The following is a 23,827-nucleotide window of genomic DNA, read 5'->3' on the forward strand; positions in this document are numbered from 1 at the left end:
GATTTTTGCAAATAGATATAGCAAACTATTCTCCTTTTGCAATAAACGATGTAAAACTTGACATTTCATCATATAAATCACGACATGCACGAAGCATATCGGCGCAATCATTCATATAATTCATAAGGTCATTATATGAACTTCCGTAAACATTTGACGGTATTTTAGCAATAACATTTTCCAATTTTTTTGAGAAACTTTTAGTACCGTTTGGATAAATATCGCACAATGTACTTGCCGATTTAAAATACACTTTTCCTTTTGTCAGATACTCCTGTGCCGTTATATATTTATTATACATGTCAACAGATGAATTTAAGTCAGCAGATTTCATTTCATTGGTTGCTGATGTAATATATGAATCCGCTTCCATTATAAAATCTGAAATTGCTTTTAATGAATTTTTATTTACAATCTTTCCGCATTTATTGCATAATCCTATATCAATAGAATGTCCAAGTGCCTCCCCCTCGGTTTCCCCACATCTTTTACATGTTTTCGGATTTTCACAATTTGCTTCCTGCCAATCGTGACCAAGCGCCTTGCCATCAATTTCTCCGCAAATCTTACATATCTTTGGCTCTGTGCAGGTTGCATCTTCAAATTCGTGAGTATGTCCACAACCCGAAAGCATCAACAACACCATAAACACCATTAAATTTAAACTTAGCAATCTTTTCATTTTATTTCATCCTTGAAAATGACATCTGTCTTTTGTTCATTTATTTTGCAACTGTCAGCGGCATCAAGATTATTATCACTTGTATCTGAATTTTTAATCACACCTTGCTCTTTTGTGATTGGTTCAGTAACACATACAATGAATTTATAAAAAAAATACGCTATATCTGCCAACCCGATTGATGTAGTTATTACTCTTAAAAGGTCAAGCATATTACTGTTTATATCACGGACTTGTTTTAAAATTGATTCTGTTAACTCATATATGTAAGTATAAAAGTCTGCACCGAATTTTGCGTTGTAATGATAACTATATTCGTTCCAATAAATAGGATTAGTTACATACGGATAAGCTATAATATATACTCCTACCGACATTCCTACAATACAGGCAAATGCTATTAAAACTTTTCTTGCTACTTTATATTTATCGTTCATTCGTAACCCTCACTTTAAGCCATAGATGATGCAAAACTTGACATAGTATCATATAAATTCTGACACGAACGAAGCATATCTGCACAATCATTCGCATAGTTTATAAGATCATCATATGAGCTTCCATATACATTTGACGGTATTTTATCTATTACATCAGTAAGTTTTTCGTAAATATTTTCCGTTCCATTTGGGTAAGCGTTACACAAATTTTTTGCCGACTGAAAATAAGATTTAGCGACATTCAAATCATTTTGTGCCTGTGTAAACTCATTATATAGATACTGTGCTGAAATAGCATTACTGCTTACCGATGTTATTGTATCTGTGGCTGATGTAATGAACGATGCACCGGTAGTTATATCGTTTGAAATATCTTTGGCTACCCCTTCATTCACTAATTCACCGCACTCACTACATCTACCGATATCAACCAAATGACCTTTTGAAGTGCCCTCAGTTTGTCCACACACTTTACAGGTTTTCGGATTTACACAATCCGCCTCTCGCCAATCATGACCGAGTGACTCACCCTCAGTTTCTCCGCACACTTTACAGATTTTCGGATTTACGCAATCTGCTTCCTGCCAATCATGACCAAGTGGCTTGCCCTCGGTTTCTCCGCACACCATACAAGTCTTTGGTTCGATACAGGTTGCATCTGCAAATTTGTGAGTATGTCCGCAGCCAGAAAGCATCAATAGCACCATTGTCAAAACAGAAACTATACTTAATGATTTTTTCATTTTATTGCCTCCTCATATATCGTTTATTTCAATGCTTTATAACCATATGGTTATTATATAAAGATTTTATCACAATTAATGTTATTCTGTCAATAGTAAATAATAAAAAGGGTGATAGAATGCATTACTATAAAAGATTGAGAGAATTAAGGGAAGATCACGATTTAACGCAAAAAGATGTAGCCGATTATTTGCAAATGAAACAACCGCAGTATTTCCGATACGAAAGCGGAAGCAGGGATATTCCCTCGGAGGTTTTAATATCTCTTGCAAAGCTGTACAAGGTTTCTGCCGACTACATTTTAGAATTGAAAGATACAACCAATTAATTTTTATAAACAAAAGCTGTCGCAAACCGAAAGATTTGGCGACAGCTTTTTAAACATTTTATTGTAATTATGTTAATTTTTATATTTAATGTAAATGTAATAAATTATTGTTTAACAAAATATTTAAACAAAGCAATTATAAAAGTTTGGTCAACCTTTTCAAAGGCTTGACCTAAATTTTTTAATTATTTGGCTTAAATCGTGTGCTAAACCATAATCCAAAGATTTAAGTTTTATCAATCAAATAAGTTTTTTTATTTTCTTAGTGTATGCTGACAGCATACACTTTTTTATTTTTATTTTTATATAATAATGTCAACGGATTTACATTAAGGAGTCCTGCAAATAAAAGTCAAGCCATAAAATGAAAACATCATCTAATTTGATATTGGAAACAGTCAGGCAATTTTGCGCACGGTTTTTCTCACCGACAATAAAATTGGTTAACTTGTTTCGATAACGGGTTAAATCCCTTAACTGATGAATATCAGCCGGAGGAATAAAGCTACCGTTAATTAAATCATGCTTAAAAAGGTCAGCAATCCATTTGGCATCCCTTTTGTCAGTTTTCTTTCCCTTAATTGCTTTAACATATTTTGGGTGAGTCAAAACAATATTGCAGGACAATTCAAGAATGTTGTAAACAGTAATCCAATATTTGCCCGTGGATTCCATACAAACATCCTTACAATCTTTCTCTTTGAGCCAAGTTGCACATCGTTTCAGTTGATTAGTAAAAGTCGAAAAACGATTGCTTTTGTAGGTGGTAATACCCTTGTTGTCGGTAGTTGCAATGCAACAATAGATAAAGGTTTTGTGGACATCTATTCCACAGCAAACAGGATAAACAATTTTTAGCATAACACATCCCTCAAAATTAATATTTTGAGAAAACAAACAGGGACTGGATGCTCACTGAAAGATTGAGTAGTATATCTCTCCAAAGATAAGTTTACAGGGTTCAATGCCCTAATTATTTGTGCTTGAAAGAGCATCAGACACACATAAATATTCAGTTCAGTATACGCTGAACCTACTCACCTCTTCGTGCTCTGTAGTGTGTTTGCTTTCTCAAGTACATTCTAACAATTTTTACATAGCTTTACTACAAGTTGCTTTCATTTATTTTTGCGCCTTGTAGCAAGGCGGAAAGGAATGGTCATAATTATGAAAAATACCGTTAAGAAAAATTTATGTACATTTATAGCTGTTATTGTTGCGGCGTCTGCTACAATAGTTTTTGCCGGATGCTCCGACAATGGAGCACCGCAGGCTTCGACAGGCAGTGAGGGCGTTGCAAGTCAAACAAGCGATGATGCATCTGCTGTATCACAGACAAAACAACCGGCAAAGAAGAGAGAAACAATTAAAATTGATGATATTGCATGGAATGTGGATCAAGGAATTGTTGACGGTGAAAAATATGTTCTTTTAGACTATACAAACAATTCAAAATATACAGTTACGGATTTTGAAATGACATTTAAAGAAAAAGGCTCGGTAACGGAAGAGGACAAGGAAAATTTCTACAACGAGATTAAAGATAAATTTTCAATGAGTGATGATGATATTTCCGAATTAAAACAAAGGGATATTTCTATGCACGCAGAAACCGAAAAAATTGTTGAACCCGGAGAATCCGCAAAAAATATAAACTGCTATTATTACAGCGGTATTTATTATTTAAAAGACATGAATCACTTTAATTTGGTTGAACCCGATGTTGCTACCATAAAATACATTAATGACAATAAAATCTACACTTCATATTATGATTTCAGCACTAAAAAATATTCAGAAGATGAAAATACCGAAGAGGCATATTATTGGACCACATCGGAACTCGGCACAAAAATTCCTAAGCCTGATGTAAAGGTGGTAAAGAAATGCATAGATAATGAAGATTCTTTTGGATTTGAGGCTTACGGTTTATCTTTAGACCAATTTAACGAATATGTTGACAAATGCAAGCAACTCGGCTTTACCGTTGACGAAAGCAGTTATGAGGGCTATTATTCCGCAGATGATAAAGACGGCTATAATGTATATCTTTCATACAAAGAAGATGACGATTATATGACCGTAACCATTGATGCTCCGTCAGAATAAACAATACACTAAAAGGAATCTTGTACAAGGTTCCTTTTTTTTATTATGTTAATTTTATATTTCAAATTATGGTTTATCGCACTGTTGAAGCTAAATAATTTTAAAATTTAGGTCAAGCCTTTTTAAAGGCTTGCGGGTTTGGGCAGAGCCCATAATGTCTTATGTTATAACAAATTATTATGCACTGACTGCTTGCTGTCAGTGTGCGTGAAACAAAGTTTAACAAAACAGGCGGCAGCCATATAAACAAAAACAGTCAACGCATTGCGCTGACTATGAAATAAAGTATATTTTCTTTAGTTGCTATCGCAAAGCCTTTCGCCGTTGTGTTCAAGCCGAAAACAGCGAGCTGTTTGACTATCGTTAGATTGCATAAACGGAAAGTATTTGTGGGCTTTGCCCACACCCACGACCTTTGAAAAGGTAGACCAAACTCTTATAATTGCCTTGTGAAGTATTCCGCTAAACCATAAATTACCCCAACTTTTGATAAAGAACCTTATTTCAATCAAAAACGGCAGCACTTGTGAATTTAATTTCAAAGTGCTGCCGTTAAATTATTAATTATTTTTCAAGAAAATCAACGAATTTCTCGCCGAGAACCTCTCTTGAATATACCTTACTGATTTTATCATAGTTACTTCTGAGTTGGTCATCTGTAACCTGTGGGAACTTACGAATCTTATCGAGCAAGTCTGCATACGAAGTATAAATACAGCCGTCAATGCCGTTAAGAACTTCCCTTGAACCTGTGTTCTCTGTACAATAAACCATCTTTCCGTTGAGGATAGCCTCAATATACGGCATACCGAATGAATGGTTGAGTGTGAAATCTACAACCGCATCGTGAGTTTTCATCTGATTTTTAGGGTTCGAGGTTTCGCCGCAATAGCAAATATAATCTTCAACCTCGTTATCAAAAATCTTATCGAGAAATTCGTTAAGATAGTCGCCCGTACCGTAAACATCAATTACAATGTCATCAACATTCTGCTCTTTAAGATACTTGGCAAAGCCGATAAGATTGTTAATGTCAGCCTCACGCTCATGGCTGATTCTCAACAGATACATACCGAGGAAGTAATCACGCTCTGGTACATCAACTTTCTTTTTATTATCGTCCTCTTCTTCCGCTCCTATGTCCTCTCTTGCCACACTTCGACTTGACTCAAGAGTATTGCCGAGCACGATATAATCCTTATAGTTTTTAAAATTAAATTTATCAAGGTAAAGCTGACGGTTTTCTTCACTTACAAATACAGCCTTGCCGATGTCGATTTTCTCCATTTTATTAACAATGTCGGGGAAAAGCTCATTTACAAGTGCGGCTGTACAATGGAAGAAATAGATTTTCTCCTCAATTTTCTCCGATGTAGCGTCATTAAGGAAAAGGTGGAGAGATTCTCTTGTTGAAATTACAGTCTTACTGTTTATATTCTCAAGTTTCTTTCTCATTGCCATACCTGCATACGGAGAAAGATTCTGTCTGCTGCAATCGCAGTCAAGGTGACCGTAAAGTCCTTTCCATCTAAAGAAGCCACGCTTTAAAAGTTCAATCTTTCTGCGTGAATTTGCCTTATACAATGCTGTAAGCTGCAATCCGTAAGGCATTTCCTTTGGCTTTGCGGTGCACTTTAGCGACAAAAGCTCTACAAGATAGTTTTTCTCAAGCAAAGCCTCCGCAAGCGAACGGGTAGCAAAAACCGTACCGCCTACACCGTAGAAGTTATAACCGAGGAATGTTACCTTATTCTTCTGAATTGAAGAAAATTCCTCATACATTCTGTCAATATGAGCGCCGCTCTCAATAAAGTCATAGTCAATCTCTTCCGGAAGTCTTGACTTAAAGAACGGATTTATCGTATAGGTTTCGTCGGCAATAGCGTCAACAAGCTGTCTTGCTTTTGTGTAAGAGCACTGCTCAAGCTCCTCTACCTCGCAGTAAAGGTTACGCTTTGCAAGGTAATTCTTCAAATCAGGCTGATACAAAATTACAGGCTTATTGAGCACCGTAAAGTCAAAGCCTACCGAAGAATAGTCAGTAATGAGAACATCATTTTTCGCAAGTTCGTCAAGCACATCTGTTTTGTGCGAATGAATAAACTTGATTCTGTCTGTCTTTGCACATTCCTTGAATTCTTCGATTTTCTCTTCATCAAAAAATTGGTGCAAACAAACCGTAAAAACGGAATTTGTTTTATCAAGATAATCGGCAAGTTTTTGGCTTGAAAGCACACCCTTAATCTGATGCATAAGCATCTGTGTCATATAGTTGTCGCCAAGGTACTCTCTCCATGTCATAAACCAAAGTATATTCTTGCCGTTGTGCGGCTGTGCATGGTATGCCTTGTGGCGCTTTACAAGCTCAATGTAGCGTGGCGGATAAATTCCGTAGTAAAGCTGATAATCTTTGAATTTATTGTAATCCATAAGAGTGGGCTTAATGTTCTTGTTGTAATACAAAAAACGGAACATATTATTATTGTAGCCATAGCCCTTATATTCAATAGCTTTAATGCCAAGCGTGCCGTGCTGTAAGTAAATAAGAGGCTTTTCTATGAAAAAGTCTGTCTTAAAAAAGCCGAGCTTTGTAGGAGTAATATCCTTGTAACTCAAAGAAACAAAGTACATATCGGCATTTAAGTAAATCTTAAAATGCTTTACTGTGTTTTTCCAAACAACAAAACTCTTTTCTTTGTCAGAAAGAGAGGCGTAGGTTTCTTTATTGGCGGCATTTTTTTCAAGCACAATGTACTTGTCTATACCGTCCCTGCGGCGTACTACCTGTTTCCAAAAATAATATGAGTTATTATTTGAGGTTGCGGCAAGATTTTCGCCAAACAGCCATATAAAATTTCTACCCATCAAATTACTCCTTTAGTATATGGTTTATGCCTCGGTAATTTTACCGAAACCGCAAAATGCAAATTAAATAAACTGAAATTACAACTCAAAAGTTGATTTTTCAGGCAAAAGTTTTTCAAATGCGTCAATGACGCCCTGCTTTTTCACCTCAAAATCTGTAGTTTCGGCTGTATCGTTAATACAAATCATATTATGCTTTTGTGAAGGAATATCCCTGCACAAATCGGGATAATTATACTCCTTGACATGATAGCAGTATGCAAATCTGTCCCTGCGGACTGTATAATTGCCTGCCGCCAACTGCCAGAACTTCATAAGCCACTGGTTTACATTGCCTGTTTTTCTGAATTTATCCATACAGGTAGAATCCAGCGCATCGTATTCTTTTTCCCAAATTTCTTCAAAAGTCGCTTTCATAAAACTCGACGGAGTGTGCTGATAGTAAAAGCCCGGAAACCAATGCCACGGCAACAAAAGCGTCGTTTTTAACTGATTTTTCATTCCGTTCTTACCGCTATACCACTTTTTCCAGTCACGCTTAAAGACTTTTTCCTTATCGAAATGGTCGTTAATGATAGAAACATCCGCACCGTTAAAGAAACCTGCGCTGTCCTTATTAAAACAAATGCAGTCAAGCGCAAATGTGTCGCAAGGCATACCGCCTTTGAAAAAGTCCTCCGGTTTAGTCGGTGCGGTAATAAACATATCGTCATTAAAATACACAAACTGTTCCGAAAGTCCCTTTATACGGTGCAAATTAAGCTCAATAGTATGTGAATTAAAGGTAGGAAGATACTTTGACGGAATGTAATCTTTATGATTTACAATGTTAAGTTTTGGGTTTGTTGTATCAAGCCACTTCGGCAGATGTCCCCATGTGACAAAGTGAATTTTATTTACCCAAGGGGCAAACTTTTCCACACCTCTGAACCAATACTGCAAGTTGTCCCAATCTCTGAAACGAACTTCGCTGTTGGCATTGGTGACCGTTTTGCCGTCATACTTGGCTTTTTCCGCCTGCCACTGCTTATCGTTGCCGTCAACCCAAATTATTACAAAATCAATCGGGTTTGTGTTTTTCTCTTCCATACATACCTCACGGCCATCTTTCTTTGACAGCCTCGTAATTTCTCTTTGAATTTTCCGTATCGTACAAGTCAAAAAATTCCTTGTGTCTGTTTAAATAAAGCTCTGTGTTCGCAAACGAACGCTGTGCCATCTGCTCTATATAGTTCATAAGTCCCTGTTCTTCGTTATAAACAGGGCCAAATCCGTCCTCGGCATAGTCAAAATAACCTTTACCGTAGTGCTGCTCCGAAAATCTTTCATAATCAAACTGAAAATACGCAAGCGGCTTTTTCATATAAGCAAAGTCAATCTGCACGCTTGAGTAATCGGTAATCATAAATGCCGAGCTTTTCATAAGCTCCTGCACGGTATATTCGGGATATTTGCAGATTGTAAGGTACGGATTACTCTTTGAAAAGCAGTCGATAAATCTCTGCATATCCCTGTGCGGGTAAAACATAACAGTACAGCCGTACTTTTCGCAAATTTCTTCAAGTCGTTTGCTGTTGATTATTTTACTCCAATTTTTAAAATAATCGCTCTCGCAAAAAGCCTTTTTATCATCTTCAATGCTTTTTGAAAGTGCGTCTGTACCGATCCAGTCACGCCATGTAGGCATAATAAGTATCTGATTCGGCACTGTTTTAAAATCGTGAAGCTTGTCCCAGCGGGGAAGTCCAAGTAATTTTACAGTGCCCTCGGGATAACCGTAATTATTGTTTACATACTCCCATTCCCTGTATGTGCTGGTGACAAACATACTCATTTTTGTGTTTTTATAATAAAGAAAATCAATATTTGTAAGAATTACCCCATGCTGTAAAAAAACTCGGCTGTTGCGCAAAATTCCGTAAACCTCAAGCAGATAGCATACGGCATAGTTCGGCTTTCCGCCCTTTTGAGAACTGATGTTTACCTTTGCGGTAAGATATAAAATCCAGTGGGCAAAACTGCCGTACTTTACGGTTTTGCCGGTTTTTTTGACATTTTCGTAATCAACGCTGTTTTTATACACCGCATAAACGCAGTCCTGCTCGGGGTGATTTTTGCACACATATTCAAAAAAGCAAAATCCGTTGTCCGTTGCCTCCACTCCGTTATCGCACACAAGCCATAAATCTTTTCTGAAACGCTTGTAAACAAGCGCAATAGGCAGTGCAAAAATAAACAGGAAAATATGAAGTATATCCTTAGGCTTTACATCTTTGAGTTTTTCAAAAAATCTTGACATAACCCACCATTAAGACATAAATTCTTCGTACAAAGGAAGCACCTCTTCGGTAGTACCCTGCATTTTAACTTTGCCCTCGTGCAGCCAAAGAATGTTGTCGCAAAGCTTTCTGAGTGTGTCTGAGCTATGAGATACAATAACAACGGTTCTGTCTTTGTTCATAATAAGGCTACGCATTTTTTCGTAGCTCTTCTTCTTAAACTTTGCGTCACCAACGCTCAAGACCTCATCAATAAGCATAATCTCGGTTTCGAGAATCGCCGTAATTGAGAACGCAAGTTTAGAGTACATACCGCTTGAATATGTCTTTACAGGGCGGTCAATAAAGTCACCGAGTTCGGAAAATTCAATGATTTCGTCGAGTTTTTCTTCAATCTGCGGTCTTTCAAAGCCTAAAAGCATACCCGAAAGGAAAATATTTTCCCTGCCGCTTAATTTATTCTGAAAACCTACGCCGATTGAAAGCAAGGAAATTGAATGACCGTGAAGGTCGATTTCGCCCTCATCAGGTGAAAAAATGCCTGCGATTGCCTTAAGAAGTGTAGATTTACCGCTGCCGTTTTTGCCGACAATACCCAAAATCTGACCCTTTTCAACCTCAAAAGAAACACCCTTTACAGCCTCAAAATACTCAATTTTCTTATTCTTTCTCGGTGCAAAAATAGACTTTAAAAGCGAAACCTTTTTAAAACATCTGTATTTAATTTTAACATTTCTGACTGAAATTGCTGATTCTCCCATAATTAAATCACCTTTACATAGCTGTTTTCGTGCTTATAAATCGTTCTGATGCCAATAACACTGATAACGATGCCAACAACAAACCACGCAAGCAATGCCACCCAGTGTGGATCCTGATTATAAATAAGCACTCGTCTTAAATCGCAGATAATAAGAGCTATCGGATTACATTTAATCAAAAGCTCACCCAAAATACCGTCAAGTTTATTTTCGATTGAATAGAAAATACCTGAAATGTAGAAACCAAGCTGCAAAACAATGGTAATTACATTGAGCAAGTCCTCAACAAATACACCGAAGTGGAGCATAATTGTACTGCAAGCAAATGTGATTACCACCAAAAGGGCCATAATCGGCAGTGCCCAGAACATACGCCAGCTCAAAGGCACTTGGTAAATAATCATCAAAAGAACCGTAAGAGCATAGGATACGAGCATCTTAAAACCGTAAACACCGATTTTTTCAAGAATAAATATGTGCTTAGGTATATAAACTTTCGTGACAATCATCTTTTTTGACTGCACGACTTTTACGCAGCTTTTAACAACCTTGCTGAAGAACTGCCAACAGTTAAGACCGATAAATACGAATACCGGGAAATACGGCTCGCCGCTCTTAAATACAAGGATTGCGATAAACGAATACACAAGCATAAAGAAGAACGGATCAAGAATCCACCACAGCCAACTCAAGAAAGAGCCCGCTACTTCGGACTTAAGTTCCGCCTTTGAAGAAAATACCGTGTAGTTAAAGAATTTTTTGATGTCCTTAAAAAATCTGCTCATCTTTAATAACTCACTTCCAAATCATAAAATTTCATTCTGACACATAATAACCTATCTTGAATTATATCATTATACTGTCAATATTTCAAGTATTGTGTATTTTTCGTGTGACGAATTTTGAGAGCTTTTCTGCAATTTTTCTGTTAAAGAATTTGCATATTATAAACATAATACTTACAATGTCTTAAAAAAAGAATTATTGTACAAATTATACTTTACAATATAGTTACATTTAATTCGGCACAGAGTTTTTAACATAATTATAATATAATGTTAAAAACTCTGCCCGATTAAAAAATGACCGCAATCTTTATCGGATTTACGGTCATTTATTTTTTATTCAATTTGCATTAATTATTGATATTTTCTTCAAGTTCGTCAACGCTTGTTTCTGTAATTACGGTGTTTCCGTTGTCAAACTTAAAGCTCATATTAAAATAATAATCGCTGTCTTTTCTGATAGCCGCTATGTATTTAAATGTAGTTGTTTTATCACTGTCAATCATTAAATTCAAACTTTGAGAATCATAATCACTGATAAAATATTTATAATTGTCGCTTACAACCGCAATCGGAATAATATAATCGGAAGACAGTCCGTCATAAGGAACTATGTCCGCATCTGTGTCTTCAGACGCTGAAATTTCCTTTAAATATACTTTTTTGCCGCTGTTACTGAAATTATCGGCATTAACGGTAAATTCATATATCGCAAAGGTTTCCGTATCATAAGCAACGCTGTCGTCAAAATCGCTTTCATCTAATGTAGCGCCGCCCGTTTGCAGGTTACTGCCCTTAATATAGGTATCATAAATATATTTTGTGCTCGGCTTTGTTACATCAGTTACTTTTACAGTACCGAAATCGGTATCTGCCTCTTCAAATAAACTGCTGTAAATTTTATCGCAGTTCTTTGTAAAAACAACCTTGCCTTTACTATCGCCGCACTCATAATTATAGTTTATCTTCAAACTGCCGTCCTCTTTACGATTTGAATCACAGCGATATATGGTAAATGTGTCGCTTGTATGCGGTTTTATTGTGAGTTTATCGGGATTTCCGTCAACGCTGACATTTGTAAACGAATAATTCATACTGCTGTCCTTGACGGTAACATTAAAATCATCAAAAGATATTGTGAAATCATCGTCGGTGGTATTTTCAACATAAAAATCAAACTTATACTCTTTAGGAGCATCATATGAGGATGTCATTGACTCTAACGAAAAAGAACCTGTTTGAATATCGGTCATTGTTATGCCGCCAAACAATGTTTCGGCTTTCTCTCCTACTTTGTATTGAGTAGAGTCAATTTTATCAACATCTGTGGGTTCCGACAGTTGTAAATCGAGACTGTTTACTATAGCAGACACTATTACAATTACCACACCTGCCAAAATTACTCCGCCGAGTATGCAGGCGGCAACAATTTTACCTGTTCTGCCGCTGTCCTTTTTAGGTACAGGCGATTGTGTGGGAATAGGCGCAACTCCGTTCTGCCCCTGTACGGGAACATTTACAAAACCGTTTGGTCTTTGCTGTGGAATATAAGAAAAATTCGTCTGCTGTTGAGGCTGTGTACCCGAAAAATTACTTTGCTGCGGTTGAGCCTGAACATTTTGATAATTATTCTGCTGTGCAGTGTTGGCATAATTTGTATTATTTTGGTTTTGTACTGCCGATGCAGAATTGTTTAAGGGTTGTTTGTTCTCAATATTTATATACGGGTTCTGTTTATTTTCGGTTTGTGGTGATTGTGATTTAAGCGAAGCTCCGCACATTGTGCAAAAGTTGCCCTCGCAATCAAATCCGCAGTTTGGACATTTCATAATAAAGTCCTCCTATATTTATGTTTATACACTGCTATAATAAATCAAAAATAAACAAAAGTCAATGCATTTTTAGAATATTTTGCTATTAAATTTACAAAATTGTTGTTGAAATATTTTAGCCGCTGTTGTATAATTTTATTGAAATGTATCGAATAAACTTGCAAAATAATTGAATTTTTGCATTAAGCAGAAAAAATATGAAATAACGGGAGTTTTAATTATGAGAGGATTGTATTCTTCAAAGACTAAAATTCGTCAGCAGATATTTACCGAAGTTGCTCGTTTTGCGTACGAGGGCGGTGATTATTCTAAATTTGAAAGTCTGCCTTACAAAATTATCCCGGGCGAGATTTCCACTTACAGAGAAAGCGTTTTCCTTGAGCGTGCCATTGTAGGTGAAAGACTGCGCCTTGCCATGGGACTTAACCTGTTGTCGGCAGATGAACAAGCGCCTATTTCGACAGGCGTTGAAGAAAGTATGATTGACGAAAAGGTATATGAACCGCCGCTGATTAATATTATTAAGTTCGCTTGCCACAGCTGTCCCGAAAAGCGTGTGTTCGTAAGCAACGGCTGTCAAGGTTGTCTTGAACACCCTTGTACCGAGGTTTGCCCGAAAGGCGCTATCTCAATCGTGCACGGCAAATCTTTTATTGACGAAGAAAAATGCATTAAATGCGGCAAGTGCCAAAGTGCGTGCCCTTACAATGCAATTATAAAGCAGGAGCGCCCCTGCGCAGCTGCCTGCGGTATGAAAGCAATTCACAGTGATGAATACGGCAGAGCGGATATTGACTACAACAAATGCGTAAGCTGCGGAATGTGCCTTGTAAGCTGTCCGTTCAGCGCAATTGTTGACAAAAGCCAGATTTTCCAAACAATAAAGGCTTTACAGAGTGATACTCCCGTTTATGCCGCAGTTGCACCCGCCGTTGCTGGTCAGTTTGCAGGACTTCCCGCAACAAAAATAAGAAATGCGTTCAAGGCACTCGGCTTTGAAGATGTTGTAGAGGTTGCCGTGGGAGCCGATCTTTGCACCGTTGAAGAGGCAAAAGACTTTATGGAAGAAGTGCCTGCCAAACAGCCGTTTATGGCTACTTCGTGCTGTCCCGCATGGAGCGTTATGGCTAAAAAGACATTTCCCGACATTGCGTCTTACATTTCTATGGCTCTCACCCCTATGGTACTTACAGGCAGACTTACAAAACAGGATCATCCGGGTTGCAGAGTAGTATTTATCGGCCCTTGTGCGGCTAAAAAACTTGAGGCAAGCCGCAGAAGTATAAGAAGTGACATTGATTTTGTGCTCACTTTTGAAGAAGTGGCGGGAATGTTTGCCGCCAAAGAGGTAGATTTTGCGGCGCTTGAACCCGATGAAAAACCGCTTTCTTTCTCAAGTGCGGACGGCAGAGGTTTTGCCGTAAGCGGCGGTGTTGCAAAAGCGGTTGTAAATGCAATACACAGAATGAACCCTGAGCGTGAAGTAAAAATTGCAAACGCACAGGGACTTGACGAGTGTATGAAATTGTTAAGAATGGCAAAAGCCGGCAAGTATAACGGCTATTTGCTTGAGGGTATGGCTTGTCCGGGCGGCTGTGTGGCAGGTGCAGGCACAATAAATGTACCCGAAAAATCTGCCGCAGAAAATCTGAAGAGTAAAAAGAGCAGTCCATTTGAAACCGCCTGTGAATCTCCGTATGTAGACATTTTGCCCGAACTTGAAAACCTCTACAATGAGTTTTCTCATAAAAATAAAGAATGATTTTAAAGTTGGGTAAATTATGGTTTAACTCACAGTTTAGGCAAGCAATTATAAAAGTTTGGTCGACCTTTTCAAAGGTCGTGGGTGTGGGCAAAGCCCACAAATACTTTCCATTTATGCAATCTAACGATAGCCAAACAGCTCGCTGTTTGGCGGCTTGAACAAATAGGCGAAAGCCTTTGCGAGAGCAACAAAAGGAAATAAACATCATTTTCATAGTCAACGCAATGCGTTGACTATGTTTTTAGCATTTCTGTTTATAATGGCTTTCGCCTGTTTTAACAAACTTAGTTTTAGCACGCAAACAGCGTGGCTGTTTGCGCCTGATAAATTGTTATATCGGAAGATAATTATGGGCGCTACCCAAACCCGCAATTTTTGAAAAAATTGAGTAAACTTTTTTGCTTTTTGGAGGATAATTTAGCGTTAGCTAAATTTCAATGTCTGACCGACACTCCGCTAAACCACAATTTATCAATATATCAAATATTCAGAACATAACATAAAAACTGCTGTTTGGGTTTGTCACTCAAACAGCAGTTTTTGTCGGTTATTTTAATAAATATAATTAACCGTAGTTTTTAAAAATTCTCAAAAAACCGTTTATCAATCGTGTTTTATTACAAATTTATCAAATGCATAATAAAGCACATACAGCATCGCCGTGGCTATACTGAATACAGCTATAAAAATCGGTGAAAATTCCGACAGTGAGTTTAACGATTTTTCAATTAAGAAAATCGGGCGAACAATATCCCACGAATTTACTCTTGCATATCTGCCGATATAAATTGCAAACGAACTGAGTAAAATCGTAATTGTACAAAAAGCAACACCCGTCGCCTTTCCGAAACGCTTATTTATTATTTTATGAATAATTCGCATTGACATCATTCCGAACAGCAACCCGAGTATAACCGTAACCGTCAAGTTCAGCACAATAAGCCAAGCGGTCACATTCGTTCCGATTTTTTCATATTCAAGATAAGCGGACTCTTTAAAATAGCTTGTATATTTTAAATCCGTCATCATATACGGCGAATTTGGAAAGAATAATAACCACAAAAATCCAAATATTACAGCAGGAACAGCTTTTTTCTTACTGAAATAATGTTCGCACAGCATTGCCGCAAACAGCGGAATTACAGCAAGAATATCATTCCATACAATATACCACCAATGCGGTTCTTTGGCATAAAATGTATACATAGCCGTTGAAATTATTATAAATATAAAGGAAAAATAAGCAAACTTCGCTTTGTTTCCCGCAAATACAGACTTCATATTGTCACCGCCTTGCATAATAAGTTATTATATCACGCTTTCACTGCGGTATCAATAAAATTTTGCAAGCAAAGTTAAAAGTTATTGCCTTTTTGTGCTTTATATGCTAAAATAATTATAATTATTTACGAAAAGAGCTGATAAGCTGTGGAAAAAGAAAACAAAGCTTTTAAAATATTCAGAGTTATAATTACCTTAATTGCCATTGTATTTTTATTGTTGTTTGTATCGGGCGCTCTGTGGGGAATTGTCAACATCGGCAATCTTGTAGGCGGATTGCTGTGTGTGTGGCTGATTTTTGTATTCGGCACACGTAATAAATATAAATCATTAAAAGAAAAACTCAAGAAAAATATATTCGGCAAAATTGTTCTGTACGGCATTAATTTTTGCTTTACCGCACTTCTTTGCTACGGTTTGATTGTTACGGGTCTAATGACATTTGCCTGCATACAACAGCCAAAACAAAATGCAACCGCAATCGTACTTGGCGCTCAAGTTACCGAGAACGGCCCGAGTATGATGCTTACAGGCAGAATAAACAGCGCCGTTAGATATTTACAGGAAAATCCTGATGCAAAAGCTGTACTTACAGGCGGACAGGGCAGTAATGAACCGATGAGTGAGGCACAGGCTATGTACAACTGCATTGTCGAGGCAGGGATTTCTCCGGACAGGCTTTATATAGAAGACAAAGCGGTAAATACAGGCGAAAATATTGCATTTTCCGAAGAAATAATTAAAGCAAACGGACTTAACGAAAACAAAGCTATAGTTACAGACGGCTTTCACCAGTTGAGGGCGCAGATAATTACAAAACAACAGGGACTGAGCGGAAGTGTCGGCTCGGTAAATGCCGACACTTTCCCCATTTTTATTCCTACATTTGCCGTCCGTGAATGGTTTGCACTGCCGAATCAGGTTCTATTTCGGTAGCCACAACCTCTGAAATATTTTCATTGGGCTGATATACCGCATTTCGCCTTGAATTGAGTTCATACGGATAAATTTCGTTATCGGTAACATCTACAATCGGTGAATGTTCAAAACCGTTGTTGCGTGACGGCAGTTCAATAGGATACCGCTCGTTGCGTTTGCTTTCTTTTCTATTCATAAAATTAACCACCTTTCCGGGTGGTTATATTTTTTGCGGATTTTTGTATTTTATGCTCACAGTTCTATTTTTTATGTTGAGATGAAAATTAAATTTAAAAATTATAAAAATTTGGTCGACCTTTTCAAAGGTCGTTGGTGTGGGCAAAGCCCACAAATACTTTCCGTTTATGCAATCTAACGATAGCCGAACAGCTCACTGTTTGGCGGCTTGAACACAACGGCGAAAGCCTTTAAATGCGATAGCAATAAGAAAAAGCCACTCATTAAACAATTAATAAATAAATTCTTTTCTAAAAGGCTATCGCCTGTTTTAACAAACTTAGTTTCAGCACGCAAACAGTCAAACTGTTTGCGTCCGAGAAATTGTTATATTGAAAAATTTTATGGGCGTTGCCCAAAGCCGCAAGCCTTTAAAAAGGCTTGACCTAAATTTTTAAGTCTATCTCTCAACTGTTATTTTACCCAAATTAAAGCAAAAATCCCGATAAAGTCGCACTTTATCGGGATAAAATTTTAATTAATGCTTAAATTTTGTACCGCCTTTTGATACATCATGCTTTGGAAGTTCTACATCGGCGGTGTCAAATTTTCTCTTTTTGGTTTTGCCTGCTTTACCTGTTGCAGGAGCAAATTTGTATCTGCCACGGCTCTTTACTGTAGCAATAATAAAGTAAACAATACCTGCAACACTTAAAATCAAGCACACAATACCTGCATAAAGCATCCAATGTCCGTTATCGGATTTACTTGTGTTTTTCTTGATAAAGTTGAAATCATCGCCGTCGCTGTCGGTAAGAGATGCGTTTTTGAGATTTGCGGAAATATCGTTCCAATCGCTCTGTGAAAGCGTTTTATCGTCAATAGTATCTCTGCTTACCGAGTACATCTGAGCAGGCGGTGCTGTGGTTTCGGGCACAGTATATGTTGACTGACCGCCGCCTACATATACATCGTCGCCGTCGCTGTAGTATGGCTTATCATCATAACTGTAAGTAGGCTCTTCATAATAAGGTTCTGTAGGCTCCGGTTCCGGCTCGGGAGCATATGTCGGTTCGGGCTCGGGAGCATATGTCGGTTCGGGTTCCGGCTCGTATGTCGGCTCCGGCTCGGGTTCCGGCTCATATGTCGGTTCCGGCTCGGGAGCAGGCTCGGTTTCAATAATTTCTCCGCCGCTTTCTTCGCCTTCAACCGCACTTACCGAAAAAGCAAATACAGAAAAACTGAGTGCAAGTACGGAAATTAAAGCAATTATTTTTCTTTTCATACTGTTGACTCCTTTCATATATTTAAAAGGTTGTTAATCGGTTGTAAATATCTGCACTAAATGCCACACAAAGGCTGTGTGGCATTTTGATTTTTAAACTTTTACTTTGAAGAAGATGAACTTGAAGAACTTGAGCTTGAAGAACTTGAGCTTGCTGATGAGCTTTCAGGTTTTACAAAGTAAAGCTCAGGCTTGTACTGGTCGAGTACAGACTGGTTCTTTTCGCAATCTGTCTTTTGAGCAAGGTCATCAACATACTTTGCAAACTCGTCTTTTTTCATATCTGCAAGCAATTTGTTGCGCTGTGTTGAATCGTAAACATAGCTGTCAATGTCTGAGTTGATGTCACCCTTATAGATAAGGTAATAAACTGCTGTATTGCCTGAACCTACCTTAACTGTCTTAGCCTCGTTCGCTTTCATTTCGCCGAGTGCTGTCTTAAGCTCATCGCCGAGTGAACTGCTTTTAAGGTTTTCTACAGCTGATGTTGACGGATCGTCTGTAAGTGAGTTAGCTGTCTTGTACTTATTTACAATATCGTCAAAAGAAATACCGTTATTAAGTTCCTTTGCGTAACCGTCAAACTCGTCTGTAATCTTCTTTGCGTCTTCGTCGGAAAGCGCTGCATCTTTGCTGTTGTTTGACTCGTCGGTTGTTGACTCATAAAGATTTGCTTTTATGTACTTATAGTCTGTATAGTTTTCTGTAAAGTATGAAATAAATTCGTCATCCTTTACCTCTTTTGAACCGCCCTCACCGTAGAGCTTTTCAAATACTGCTGTGTATTTTGTGTTATAAAGTGTTGTGCAATATTCAAAGCTTTCAAAAGAAACACCGTAAGGCTCGTACTGGTCTTTATAAGGCATATAGTAGCCGTATGAAGCGTAAGGACCTACTGTCCAATATTCCTCGGCTGTTTTTTTAGCCGAATCTGCGGTAGCGCCGCTCATATCAATGCCGAGCTCCTCAACGAGGTTATCAGTCACAATGTAATTAAGACACATTGTTTCTGCCTCGTTTTTGATCCAATCTCTTGCAATCGCCTTGTCGCCGTCATCGTCTGTAATCTCAAGGTCAAGCCATGAATCGGAGGCCTCATCATATGAAGCAAGTTTCGACGCATAATTTTGAGCTTGTGAGTAAGCTGTTTTAAGCGAGTAGCTGTAAACGCCGATTGGCAATTCTACTTTATCTGTCCTGTAAGCCCATTCTGCATTAAGGCTGATTGGAGTGCAGCCAACCGCTGCAACAGCAATAATCAGTGCAAGCAACAATGAACCGATCTTTGCATATGGTTTCATAATATTTACCGTCCTTAAAAAATTCTATTTCACCCGTAAAATGACAGGGTGCGTACTTTATGATTATACACAAAAAAATTTGCATTGTCTATATATTTTCTAAAATTTATTGCTTTTTCGGCAAAGTTTTCAGACAACTATCAGATTTTGAATACTTTTTTGAGCATATCAAGCGATGAACCGCCGCCGCATCTTATTGTAATGTACGGTTTGTTACCCGCAGACAGCATTGCTCTGCCGTTGAGCCTTGAAAGAAGTTCTATAACCTTCGGCGATTTTATCTCTTTGACAAACAGTAAAACATTGGTATCCGTCTGCCTGATTTCGTAAATACCCATTGCGTTTGCACAGTTTCTTATAAGCGCAATATCAATAAGTCCGAGCACGGATTCGGGAATTTCGCCGAAACGGTCTTTGAGTTCGTCCTTAACATCAAGGCTGTCCTCTTTGTTGCGTATATCGGCGATTCTGCGATATACATCAAGTCGGAGAGTAAGGCTTTCTACATAGCTCTCCGGAATGTGAGCATTTACCGAAATATCAATAAGACAATCAAGGTCGGCAGACTGTGCGGCTTCGCCCTTTTCTTCGCTTACTGCCTCGCCCAACAGCTTAAGATACATATCGTATCCGACAGATTCCATATGTCCGTGCTGTTGAGCACCCATAATGTTTCCTGCGCCTCTTAATTCAAGATCTCGCATTGCGATTTTAAATCCGCTGCCAAATTCGGTAAATTCTCTGATAGCGGCAAGGCGCTTTTGCTGAATTTCTGTAAGCACTTTGTTTTTGCGGAATGTAAGATAAGCATAGGCTCTGCGGTTGCTTCTGCCTACTCGTCCTCTTAGCTGATGTAGCTGTGAAAGTCCCATTCTGTCCGCATTTTCTATAATTAGCGTATTTGCGTTCGGCAGGTCAACACCCGTTTCTATTATAGTGGTGCATACTAATACATTTACTTCCTGTTCAATCATCATTCGCCATACTTCGCTAAGTTCGTGCTCTTTCATTTTGCCGTGACCTATGGCTATTTTTGCCTCGGGCACAGCCTCAAGAATTCTTGAGGCACAGGATTCAATAGTCGCAACATCGTTATGCAGGTAGAAAACCTGTCCGCCTCTTCTCAGTTCCTTGCGGATAGCCTCGTTAATTACCGCATCGTCATGTTCAAGAACATAAGTCTGTACAGGCTGACGGTTTCGTGGCGCTTCCTCGATTACACTCATATCTCTTAAACCGCTCATTGCCATATTGAGAGTTCTTGGAATAGGTGTAGCCGAAAGAGTAAGAACATCAACATTTTTGCAAAGCTCCTTAAAGCGTTCCTTTTGTGCCACGCCAAAGCGCTGTTCCTCGTCAATGATTGCAAGTCCGAGGTCACGGAACTCCACATCTTTTTGCACAAGTCTGTGCGTGCCGACCACCAAATCTACCTCTCCACGCTTTAGCTTTTCTATAGTTTCTTTCTGTTGTTTTGCCGTTCTGAATCGTGACAGCAATTCAATTCTTATCGGATAGCCCTCAAAGCGCTTGCACACAGTCTGGTAATGCTGCCACGCAAGAATTGTTGTCGGGCAAAGCAATGCGCATTGTTTTGAATCCGCAACGCACTTAAATGCCGCTCGCAGTGCCACCTCTGTTTTGCCAAAACCTACATCACCGCACAAAAGTCTGTCCATCGGTGAGGTTTTCTGCATATCCGTCTTGATTTCATCACAGCACCTAAGCTGGTCGGGAGTTTCTTCGTATTCAAACTTAGCCTCAAAATCGTGCTGCCATTCGTTATCTTGTGAAAAAGCATAGCCCTTTGCTTTCATTCTTGCGGAATAAAGTGCAATAAGCTCCTTTGCAATGTCCTTTACAGATGCTTTTACTCTTGACTTTGCTTTCTGCCAATCCTGCGAGCCGAGCTTATTAAGCCTTACACGACTGTTTTCGGACGGGCCGATATATTTTGCAACCATATCAAGTTGAGTTACGGGCACATAAAGAACATCGCCCTTTGCATACTCAATCTTGATGTAGTCTTTTACAATTCCGTGGGTATCAATTTTACGGATACCGCCGAAAATACCTATACCGTGAACGCTGTGTACCACATAATCGCCCTGCGAAAGCTCCGAAAGGCTGTAAACCTCCCGGCTGTCCTTTGATATTTTCTTTCTTGCTTTCTTTTTCGGCACATACGAAATATGCCCCTGTGTGATAATAAAGAATTTTTCGAGCGGATATTCAAAGCCTGCGCTCAAAGTACCGGGCAATACAAATAATGCGTTTTTCTTTATTTCCGACAACTTATCGGCATACTGTGCGGGAATACCGTCATTTCTAAGCGAATCGCAAAGGTTTTTTGCCGCCTTGTCCGTTCCCGCAAGCACAACACCGCAGCTTTCTGCAGTGAGCATACCGTTTAAGTCCTCTTCAAGCTGTTTGTATGAACCGTTCCATACAGAAAGCTGTTTTGCGGAAAACGATACTATTTTTCTAAGCGGAATTGTTGTTGAACCGTGCACAAAGCCCTCAAGCATAACAATGCCGTGAGAAGTAAAAATATCAACACATTCCGCAAAAGTGAGTGAATACTTGTCAAGACCTCTGCAAAGAATGCCGTCCTCAAAGGCGGATTTTACGGTTTCTTCATTTCTGAAGTCCATTGCTCTGCCACGCTCTGAAATATTGTTAAACTCCGAAGTGAAAATCAAAGTATCTCTGTCGAGATAATCAAATAAGGTTTCGGCTTTATCATATAAAAGCGGAATAAACTTGTCGGTATTTGAAAGCATTGCACCCGACCTGATGCTGTCCGCCTCCGAAAGCAGTGTTTCCTTAACCTGCGGAGCTTTTTTGCCTCGCACGCCTTTTGCAAGATTTTCTATTTTGTCGGCAAGCACCGTTCTGTCCTCAATAATTACCTCCGCAGACGGCGAAAGACGGATTTCGCCTGCCTTTTCCCCTCTTCGCTGTGTATCAATATCAAAGAAAGAAAGGTCGGTGATTTCATCACCCCAAAATTCCGCACGAACAGGATTTTCGGCATCAGGCATAAAGAAATCGAGAATACCGCCTCTTACAGAAAACTGACCGCTGCCCTCTACCGCATCAAAACGCTCGTATCCGAGCAGGGTAAGTGTTCGTACGGCTTTTTCTATACTGATTTCAAGACCTTCTTTTAAAGTCAGAACACAATCCCTCAAAAATTCCTTTGGCACTGTGAACTGCGACGCTGCATCAATACAGCTGACAACTACATCACATTCGCCGTCAATGAGTTTGAGCAGTACCTTAAGTCTTGCGTGTTCGTACTCTCTTGAGGCGCTCTGAATATCTCTGAAATTAAAATCACGCTCGGGGTAAAAATAAGCACGCATACCCATACTTGCAAGGTCATTGCAGATTGTCTGCGCCTCTCGCTCGTCGGAGGCAACACAAAAGGCTGTGGTGCTCTTGCGGCAACACAGCGAATAGATAATATGTGCCTTGTGAACGGCGGAAAGTCCCGTAGCGCAAACACTGCCGCCACGCACAACAGCTTTTTCGAGTGAGTTAAAAACCTCACTGTTTTTAAAAACATCAACTAAAAATTTCATAATTCATCTTGCTTTAATTTTTTGTTCACTTTTCATTTATCAAAAATTGGGATGATTACCGATTTTTTCAACATTGTTTTATAAAAATATTAATTAAACAAATTCATTGCTCTGTCGATTTTTCCGTCTGCCATAAGTTCAACGGCTTTTGCGGCATTTTCAAATACCTGCGCAAGTTTCTTCTGTTCATCGTCGGAAAATCTTGAAAGCACCCAATCTGCTAAATCCCACTCGGGTGTAGGCTTTGCGCCGATTCCTATTTTAACTCGTGGGAACTTATCACTGCCGCTTAAATATATAATGCTCTTCATTCCTCTCTGTCCGCCGTCACTGCCCTTTGAGCGAATACGCATTTTACCGACATCGAGGGATATATCGTCAAATAATACTATCACATTTTCAGGTGAAATTTTGTAGAAATTCATCGCCTCTACCACTGCCTGACCGCTGTTGTTCATATATGTGGTAGGTTTCATAAGCATTGCCTTTCTGCCTGCTATATTACATTCGCCGACATAGCTTTTAAATTTTACTCTGTCTACCTTGCAGTCAAGGCTCTCGGCTATTGCGTCAATCGCAAGCCAGCCTGCGTTATGACGGGTGTTTTCGTACTTTTTATCGGGGTTTCCGAGTCCTACTACCAAAAGCTCGACACCGCCGCCAAAGCTCTTTTTATTACCAAACATAA

19 protein-coding genes and 1 pseudogene are annotated in these 23,827 nt (G+C 38.8%); 4 read left to right on the forward strand and 16 right to left on the reverse strand.

Features of this window, described 5'->3' with window-relative positions:
- Window positions 1-25: 25 nt before the first annotated feature.
- Genes H8R91_RS10205 through H8R91_RS10215 form a run of 3 tightly spaced genes read right to left on the reverse strand, consistent with a single transcriptional unit; the run spans window position 26 to window position 1,865 of the window.
- Window positions 26-682, reverse strand: a complete 657-nt coding sequence (locus H8R91_RS10205; protein ID WP_186936011.1) for a hypothetical protein — start codon at window positions 680-682, stop codon at window positions 26-28.
- Window positions 679-1,119 (reverse strand): hypothetical protein, encoded by a 441-nt coding sequence (locus tag H8R91_RS10210; RefSeq protein ID WP_186936013.1) that lies wholly within the window; start codon window positions 1,117-1,119, stop codon window positions 679-681. Before H8R91_RS10210 ends, H8R91_RS10205 begins: the two co-directional genes overlap by 4 nt.
- Before the next feature lie 14 nt (window positions 1,120-1,133).
- The gene (locus tag H8R91_RS10215) at window positions 1,134-1,865 is read right to left on the reverse strand and encodes a hypothetical protein (RefSeq protein WP_186936015.1); all 732 of its coding nucleotides are present in this window, start codon (window positions 1,863-1,865) and stop codon (window positions 1,134-1,136) included.
- Between the two features lie 119 nt (window positions 1,866-1,984).
- Here H8R91_RS10215 and H8R91_RS10220 point away from each other — a divergent pair, with 119 nt between their 5' ends.
- Window positions 1,985-2,194: a helix-turn-helix domain-containing protein gene (locus H8R91_RS10220; RefSeq protein ID WP_186936017.1), complete on the forward strand. Its 210-nt coding sequence runs from the start codon at window positions 1,985-1,987 to the stop codon at window positions 2,192-2,194.
- A gap of 369 nt (window positions 2,195-2,563) precedes the next feature.
- Here the strand turns inward: H8R91_RS10220 and H8R91_RS10225 are convergent.
- Window positions 2,564-3,055: pseudogene (locus H8R91_RS10225) on the reverse strand (IS110 family transposase); the annotation flags it as partial.
- Window positions 3,056-3,349: 294 nt separating this feature from the next.
- Between H8R91_RS10225 and H8R91_RS10230 the strand changes: the two are divergent.
- Window positions 3,350-4,303, forward strand: a complete 954-nt coding sequence (locus tag H8R91_RS10230; RefSeq protein WP_186936019.1) for a DUF6591 domain-containing protein — start codon at window positions 3,350-3,352, stop codon at window positions 4,301-4,303.
- Between the two features lie 564 nt (window positions 4,304-4,867).
- Here H8R91_RS10230 and H8R91_RS12315 read toward each other — a convergent pair.
- The 6 genes from H8R91_RS12315 to H8R91_RS10260 form a co-directional block, all read right to left on the reverse strand.
- The gene (locus tag H8R91_RS12315; RefSeq protein ID WP_186936020.1) at window positions 4,868-7,168 is read right to left on the reverse strand and encodes a CDP-glycerol glycerophosphotransferase family protein; all 2,301 of its coding nucleotides are present in this window, start codon (window positions 7,166-7,168) and stop codon (window positions 4,868-4,870) included.
- Window positions 7,169-7,246: 78 nt separating this feature from the next.
- Window positions 7,247-8,257, reverse strand: coding sequence for a stealth family protein (locus H8R91_RS10240; protein WP_186936021.1), 1,011 nt, complete (start codon window positions 8,255-8,257; stop codon window positions 7,247-7,249).
- Window positions 8,258-8,264: 7 nt separating this feature from the next.
- Complete coding sequence (locus tag H8R91_RS10245; RefSeq protein WP_186936024.1) at window positions 8,265-9,467, reverse strand: CDP-glycerol glycerophosphotransferase family protein; 1,203 nt, start codon at window positions 9,465-9,467, stop codon at window positions 8,265-8,267.
- 9 nt (window positions 9,468-9,476) lie between these two features.
- Window positions 9,477-10,208: an ABC transporter ATP-binding protein gene (locus H8R91_RS10250; RefSeq protein ID WP_186936026.1), complete on the reverse strand. Its 732-nt coding sequence runs from the start codon at window positions 10,206-10,208 to the stop codon at window positions 9,477-9,479.
- A 2-nt stretch (window positions 10,209-10,210) separates the two neighbouring features.
- Window positions 10,211-10,993: an ABC transporter permease gene (locus H8R91_RS10255; RefSeq protein ID WP_186936027.1), complete on the reverse strand. Its 783-nt coding sequence runs from the start codon at window positions 10,991-10,993 to the stop codon at window positions 10,211-10,213.
- A 350-nt stretch (window positions 10,994-11,343) separates the two neighbouring features.
- Window positions 11,344-12,822, reverse strand: coding sequence for a DUF1720 domain-containing protein (locus tag H8R91_RS10260; RefSeq protein WP_186936029.1), 1,479 nt, complete (start codon window positions 12,820-12,822; stop codon window positions 11,344-11,346).
- A 223-nt stretch (window positions 12,823-13,045) separates the two neighbouring features.
- Between H8R91_RS10260 and H8R91_RS10265 the strand changes: the two genes are divergently transcribed.
- Window positions 13,046-14,587, forward strand: a complete 1,542-nt coding sequence (locus H8R91_RS10265) for a 4Fe-4S dicluster domain-containing protein (protein ID WP_022235573.1) — start codon at window positions 13,046-13,048, stop codon at window positions 14,585-14,587.
- Between the two features lie 606 nt (window positions 14,588-15,193).
- On the opposite strand, the gene H8R91_RS10270 is transcribed toward H8R91_RS10265, so the two are convergent.
- A complete protein-coding gene (locus tag H8R91_RS10270) occupies window positions 15,194-15,871 on the reverse strand; it encodes a DUF1361 domain-containing protein (protein ID WP_186936031.1) in 678 nt (225 codons plus the stop codon).
- A gap of 147 nt (window positions 15,872-16,018) precedes the next feature.
- Between H8R91_RS10270 and H8R91_RS12450 the strand changes: the two genes are divergently transcribed.
- Window positions 16,019-16,807, forward strand: a complete 789-nt coding sequence (locus tag H8R91_RS12450) for a YdcF family protein (protein WP_186936033.1) — start codon at window positions 16,019-16,021, stop codon at window positions 16,805-16,807.
- Here H8R91_RS12450 and H8R91_RS10280 read toward each other — a convergent pair.
- The 5 genes from H8R91_RS10280 to pth form a co-directional block, all read right to left on the reverse strand.
- Complete coding sequence (locus H8R91_RS10280) at window positions 16,752-16,985, reverse strand: hypothetical protein (protein WP_022235588.1); 234 nt, start codon at window positions 16,983-16,985, stop codon at window positions 16,752-16,754. The genes H8R91_RS12450 and H8R91_RS10280 overlap by 56 nt on opposite strands.
- Before the next feature lie 519 nt (window positions 16,986-17,504).
- Window positions 17,505-18,251: a hypothetical protein gene (locus H8R91_RS10285; protein WP_186936036.1), complete on the reverse strand. Its 747-nt coding sequence runs from the start codon at window positions 18,249-18,251 to the stop codon at window positions 17,505-17,507.
- Window positions 18,252-18,352: 101 nt separating this feature from the next.
- Entirely contained in the window at window positions 18,353-19,552 is a 1,200-nt protein-coding gene (locus H8R91_RS10290; RefSeq protein ID WP_186936037.1) for a hypothetical protein, read from the reverse strand.
- Between the two features lie 140 nt (window positions 19,553-19,692).
- Window positions 19,693-23,139, reverse strand: a complete 3,447-nt coding sequence (mfd, locus tag H8R91_RS10295) for a transcription-repair coupling factor (protein ID WP_186936039.1) — start codon at window positions 23,137-23,139, stop codon at window positions 19,693-19,695.
- Between the two features lie 89 nt (window positions 23,140-23,228).
- Window positions 23,229-23,825, reverse strand: a complete 597-nt coding sequence (gene pth, locus H8R91_RS10300; protein ID WP_022235592.1) for an aminoacyl-tRNA hydrolase — start codon at window positions 23,823-23,825, stop codon at window positions 23,229-23,231.
- Window positions 23,826-23,827 lie beyond the last annotated feature (2 nt).

Source organism: Ruminococcus intestinalis, from assembly GCF_014288065.1.
Classification (GTDB): domain Bacteria; phylum Bacillota; class Clostridia; order Oscillospirales; family Acutalibacteraceae; genus Ruminococcoides; species Ruminococcoides intestinale_A.

Excerpts from the sequence above, each read along its gene's own strand:
- H8R91_RS10245 (WP_186936024.1), bottom strand. The coding sequence starts at position 9,467 with ATGTCAAGATTTTTTGAAAAACTCAAAGATGTAAAGCCTAAGGATATA.
- H8R91_RS10255 (WP_186936027.1), bottom strand. The coding sequence starts at position 10,993 with ATGAGCAGATTTTTTAAGGACATCAAAAAATTCTTTAACTACACGGTA.
- H8R91_RS10240 (WP_186936021.1), bottom strand. The coding sequence starts at position 8,257 with ATGGAAGAGAAAAACACAAACCCGATTGATTTTGTAATAATTTGGGTT.
- H8R91_RS10230 (WP_186936019.1), top strand. The coding sequence starts at position 3,350 with ATGGTCATAATTATGAAAAATACCGTTAAGAAAAATTTATGTACATTT.
- H8R91_RS12315 (WP_186936020.1), bottom strand. The coding sequence starts at position 7,168 with ATGGGTAGAAATTTTATATGGCTGTTTGGCGAAAATCTTGCCGCAACC.
- H8R91_RS10220 (WP_186936017.1), top strand. The coding sequence starts at position 1,985 with ATGCATTACTATAAAAGATTGAGAGAATTAAGGGAAGATCACGATTTA.
- H8R91_RS10215 (WP_186936015.1), bottom strand. The coding sequence starts at position 1,865 with ATGAAAAAATCATTAAGTATAGTTTCTGTTTTGACAATGGTGCTATTG.
- H8R91_RS10270 (WP_186936031.1), bottom strand. The coding sequence starts at position 15,871 with ATGAAGTCTGTATTTGCGGGAAACAAAGCGAAGTTTGCTTATTTTTCC.
- H8R91_RS10285 (WP_186936036.1), bottom strand. The coding sequence starts at position 18,251 with ATGAAAAGAAAAATAATTGCTTTAATTTCCGTACTTGCACTCAGTTTT.
- H8R91_RS10280 (WP_022235588.1), bottom strand. The coding sequence starts at position 16,985 with ATGAATAGAAAAGAAAGCAAACGCAACGAGCGGTATCCTATTGAACTG.
- mfd (WP_186936039.1), bottom strand. The coding sequence starts at position 23,139 with ATGAAATTTTTAGTTGATGTTTTTAAAAACAGTGAGGTTTTTAACTCA.
- H8R91_RS10265 (WP_022235573.1), top strand. The coding sequence starts at position 13,046 with ATGAGAGGATTGTATTCTTCAAAGACTAAAATTCGTCAGCAGATATTT.
- H8R91_RS10250 (WP_186936026.1), bottom strand. The coding sequence starts at position 10,208 with ATGGGAGAATCAGCAATTTCAGTCAGAAATGTTAAAATTAAATACAGA.
- pth (WP_022235592.1), bottom strand. The coding sequence starts at position 23,825 with ATGTTTGGTAATAAAAAGAGCTTTGGCGGCGGTGTCGAGCTTTTGGTA.
- H8R91_RS10290 (WP_186936037.1), bottom strand. The coding sequence starts at position 19,552 with ATGAAACCATATGCAAAGATCGGTTCATTGTTGCTTGCACTGATTATT.
- H8R91_RS10205 (WP_186936011.1), bottom strand. The coding sequence starts at position 682 with ATGAAAAGATTGCTAAGTTTAAATTTAATGGTGTTTATGGTGTTGTTG.
- H8R91_RS10260 (WP_186936029.1), bottom strand. The coding sequence starts at position 12,822 with ATGAAATGTCCAAACTGCGGATTTGATTGCGAGGGCAACTTTTGCACA.
- H8R91_RS10210 (WP_186936013.1), bottom strand. The coding sequence starts at position 1,119 with ATGAACGATAAATATAAAGTAGCAAGAAAAGTTTTAATAGCATTTGCC.